Source organism: Phenylobacterium sp. (assembly GCF_020253645.1).
Lineage (GTDB): Bacteria > Pseudomonadota > Alphaproteobacteria > Caulobacterales > Caulobacteraceae > Phenylobacterium.
The window spans coordinates 1-4232 of the sequence record NZ_JADCBG010000059.1 but is presented as its reverse complement, the minus strand read 5'-3'; the positions used below and the strand labels follow the sequence as shown (position 1 = coordinate 4232).

At 74.8% G+C, this 4232-nt stretch carries 1 protein-coding gene; it reads right to left on the bottom strand.

Features of this window, described 5'->3' with window-relative positions; translation table 11 throughout:
* On the bottom strand, positions 1 to 4232 hold a 4232-nt coding region (locus INE98_RS04280; protein WP_293536844.1), incomplete at both ends, for a calcium-binding protein.

Genomic DNA, 4232 nt, shown 5'->3' with positions numbered 1-4232 from the left:
GCTGAGGGAGTCCGCCGCACTGCTTCCCGTCAGGGTCTCGGCCCCGCCGGCGCCCTCCAGGGTCACCGACAGGTTCGCCAGGCCGGTCAGGGCGGAAAGGTTCACGCTCCCTCCCGTCGCGGCCGTCACCAGCAGGGTCTCGGTCAGGCCGCCGGACGTCCCGCTCACCGCCCAGGTCTGGCCGTTGATCTGCCCCGGGGACAGGGTCAGCGTGGCCCCGTCCGCCACGGAGAAGGCCTCTATGTCTGTGAAGGTCACGCTTGTCAGATTGGTGCTGGAGGTCAGGCGCACGGTATCCGTGCCGGTTCCCCCGTTCACGGTCTCGGAGGCCGCGGCGTCCAGCGTGCCGTTGTAGACGAAGGTGTCGGCGCCGTCCCCGCCGCTCAGGATGTCGGCGCCCAGGCCCCCAGTCAGGGTGTCGTTCCCGCCAAGGCCGCTGATCTGGTCCGCCGCCGAGGAGCCGGTCAGGGTCTCGGCCCCGCCCGCCCCCGTCAGGCTCACCGCCAGGTTCGTCAGCCCGGTCAGGGACGACAGGAGCACGCTCGTCCCCGAGGCCGCCGTCACCGCCAGGGTCTCGGCCCCGCCGCCGGAGACGCCGCTCACCGCCCAGGCCTGGCCGGTGATCTGGCTTCCCGCAAAGGTCGCCGTCACCCCGTCGGCCAGGGTCACCGCCTCGATGGCGGAAATCGCCACGGCGCTCAGGTCCGTGCTTCCTGCCAGGCGCACCGTGTCGGTCCCGCCGCCCCCGTCCAGGGTCTCGCCGGCGACCGCCTCCGTCGTCGACGAATAGAGGAACAGGTCGTCATTGCCGCCGCCGCTCAGGGTGTCGGCGCCCGTCCCGCCCGCCAGGGTGTCATTGCCGGCCAGGCCCGAAAGCTCGTCGGCGCCGCCGCCGCCCCAGAGGGATTCCGCGCCGCCCAGGCCCGTCAGGGTCTCGTTCCCCGCCCCGCCGGCCAGCTGCACGGTCAGGCCGGAATAGCCCAGCGAAAAGAGGGTGTAGTTCCCGCCCGCCGGGGCGTTCACCACCAGCACAGCCCCCGCCCCGCCTGAGGCCGAGGTGAAGGCCGTCAGCTGCCCCGAGCTCAGGGTCGCCGTCTGGCCCGCCGCCACGAACAGGGTCTCTACCGCGGTGAAGGTCAGGCCGGGGTCAAAGACCGTGGTCCCGGTCACCCGCACCGTGTCGGTCTCGGTCCCGCCGTCCACCGTCTCGGTCGCGGCCGTGTCGCCCGTCCCGGTGAAGATGAAGACGTCCGCCCCTTGGCCGCCGGCCAGGGTGTCGGCCCCGGCGCCGCCCGTCAGGGTGTCGTTCCCGTCATTGCCCCAGATGGATTCCGCGCCGATCCCGCCGGTCAGGAGCTCGGCCCCCGTCGCCCCGGCGATGATCACCGACAGGCCGGAATAGCCCGCGCTGGGCGCGGTATAGGTCCCGTTCAGGGCCACGCTCAAGGTCAGGCTCGCCCCGCCCCCGCCGCCGGTCACGGTGGTGAAGGCGCCCACCTGGGCGGTGGTCATCGTCACCGCCACACCCGCCGAGACGCTCAGGGTCTCGACGCCGCCAAAGGTCATGGCTGCGTCGAAGGCCGTGGCCCCCGTCACCAGCAGGGTGTCCGTCCCCGCCCCGCCCGAGACGCTTTCGCTCCCCGCCACCTCCCCCGTCCCGGTATAGACGAAGACGTCGTCGCCCAGCCCGCCGTCCAGGGTGTCGGCGCCGGCCCCGCCCCACAGGGTGTCGGCCCCGCCCGTGGCGCTGTCATTGTCGCCGCGGATCAGGTCATTGCCCTCATAGCCGGCGACCCAGTCGGTCTGGCCGTTGCCGGTCAGGGTGTCGGCGCCGGAATCCCCGAGCAGGGGCGAGGGGGTCGCGGACAGCAGGCGCACCACCGAATCGATGGTGTTGTTATTGTCGGTGTCGGCGAAGACATAGCCCTCGCCGCCGCTCACCGTCACCGAGACCAGGTCGTGCAGGCCCGAGCCGATCAGGCCCTGGGCCGCCGTCAGCGCCGCCGTATAGCTGGCCGCGATGTCCACCGCAAAGCCGTTCACCCCGCCGGTCAGGCCCAGGTTCAGCCGGTCGCCGGCGAGCGCCGAGAAGTCGGTGACGGTGTCGATCGCCCCCGCCGTCTGGCTGGCCGCGTCCCCCGCCGCAAAGACGAACCGGTCGGCCCCGGTCCCGCCGGTCAGCCGGTCCACGCCGGCGCCGCCGCTCAGGGTCTGGTCCCCCGCCGCGGCCGCCAGGGTGTCGTCGCCCTCTTCGCCCGAGAGGAAGGGCGTCAGGGTCCCGCCAGACAGGCTGTCCGCCCCCGTCCCGCCGAACAGGGAGCCGTCGCCTGCCAGGGTGTCGTTCCCGGCCTCGCCCAGCACGGAGTTGGTCCCCGCCCCGGCGCTCAGGCTGTCGCCGCCCTCGCCGCCGGCCAGGGTGTCGGCGTCCGCGCCGGAGGTCAGGGTGTCGGCCCCCGTCCCGCCGAACAGCCGGTTCAGCCCCTCGCCGCCGTCCAGCCGGTCGTCGCCGTCGCCGCCGGTCAGGGTGTCCGCCCCCGTCGCGCCCGAGAGGCAGTCGCCGCCCGCCCCGCCGTCCAGGGCGTCATCGCCGCCGCCGCCGGCCAGGGTGTCGGCCCCCGCGTCCCCGGCGACGGAGGCGCCCGCCGCCGCCCCGCTCAGGGAATCCTCGCCATCGCCGCCCGACAGGGTGTCGGCCCCGCCGCCGCCAGTGATGGTGTCGGCGCCGCCGCTTCCGGTCAGGAAGTCGGCCCCCGCCCCGCCGGTCAGCTGGTCATTGCCGGTCCCGCCGTCGGCGAACAGGGTCCCCGTCGCATGGGCCGACAGGTTCAGGACGTCGTCGCCCGCCCCGCCCAGGAAGGTCGCCGGCCCGGCGCCCGAGACCAGGGTGTCGGCCCCGTCCCCGCCCTCGGCCAGGTCCAGCCCCTGGTCGGCCAGCAGGCTGTCATTGCCCGCCCCGCCGTTCAGGGTCTCGGCCCCCGCCCCGCCCGTCAGGGTGTCGTCCCCACCGTCCCCGGAGAGAGAGGCCGCGCCCCCCGCCCCGGTCAGCCGGTCATTGCCCTCGCCGCCGGCCAGGGTGTCGCCGCCGCCGCCGCTGGTCAGGCTGTCCGCCCCGCCGCCGCCGGCCAGGGACTCCACGCCCGCCCCGCCGATCAGGGTGTCGGCCCCCTCGCCGCCCTCGCCCACCACCGAAGAGGCCCCGTTGGCCGACAGGTCCAGCCGGTCGTCGCCGGTCCCGCCCAGATAGGTGGAGCTTCCGGCGCCGCCCAGCACGCTGTCGTTCCCCGCCCCGCCGTCCACCAGGTCATTGCCGTCGCCGGCCGACAGGGTGTCGTTCCCGTCCCCGCCCGACAGGGTGTCGGCCCCGGTCCCGGCCGCCAGCACGTCGGCCCCGGATCCGCCGGCCAGGCTGTTGGCCCCGCTCCCGCCCGACAGGCTGTCGTCGCCGTCGTCGCCGGTCACCGAATCGGCCCCGCCGCCGGCCAGGACGGTGTCGTTCCCCGCCCCGCCGAACACCAGGTCCACCCCGGCCCCGCCGGTCACGCTGTCATTGCCCTCGCCGGCGTCGGCCAGCAGGGAGGCCGCCGCATTGGCCGACAGGTCCAGGATGTCGTCGCCCTGGCCGCCGATCAGGGTGGAGGTGGAGGCCCCGGAGATCAGGGTGGAGGTGGAGGCCCCGGAGATCAGGGTGTCGGCGCCGGCCCCGCCGTCGACGGAATCAGCGCCGTCGCCGCCGTTCAGGCGGTCGTTCCCGCCCCCGCCCAGGATCGTGTCGGCGCCCGTCCCGGCGCTGATCGTGTCGTCTCCCAGGTCGCCGAACACCTGGTTGGCGCCCGCCCCGGCGCTGATGTTGTCATTGCCCTGGCCGCCCAGGATCAGGTCGGCGCCGGTTCCCGCCGTCAGGCTGTCATTGCCCAGGTTGCCGTGCAGATAGTTGGCCCCGTCGGAGGCGGAGATCGTATCGTCGCCCTGGCCGCCCAGCAGGCTCTCGGCCCCCGTCCCGCCCACCAGGCTGTCCGTCCCGGCATTGCCGTTGACGCTGTCGGCGCCCTCCAGGGCCAGGATCAGGTCATTGCCCTCGCCCCCGGTCAGGGTGTCCGCCCCCGTCCCGCCGGTCAGGGTGTCGGCGCCCAGGTCGCCGGTCATCCAGTCGGGCCCGTCCCCCCCGGCCAGGGAATCGCCGTCCTGGCCGCCAAGGATCGTGTCGGCCTCGGCCCCGCCGGTCACCGTGTCGG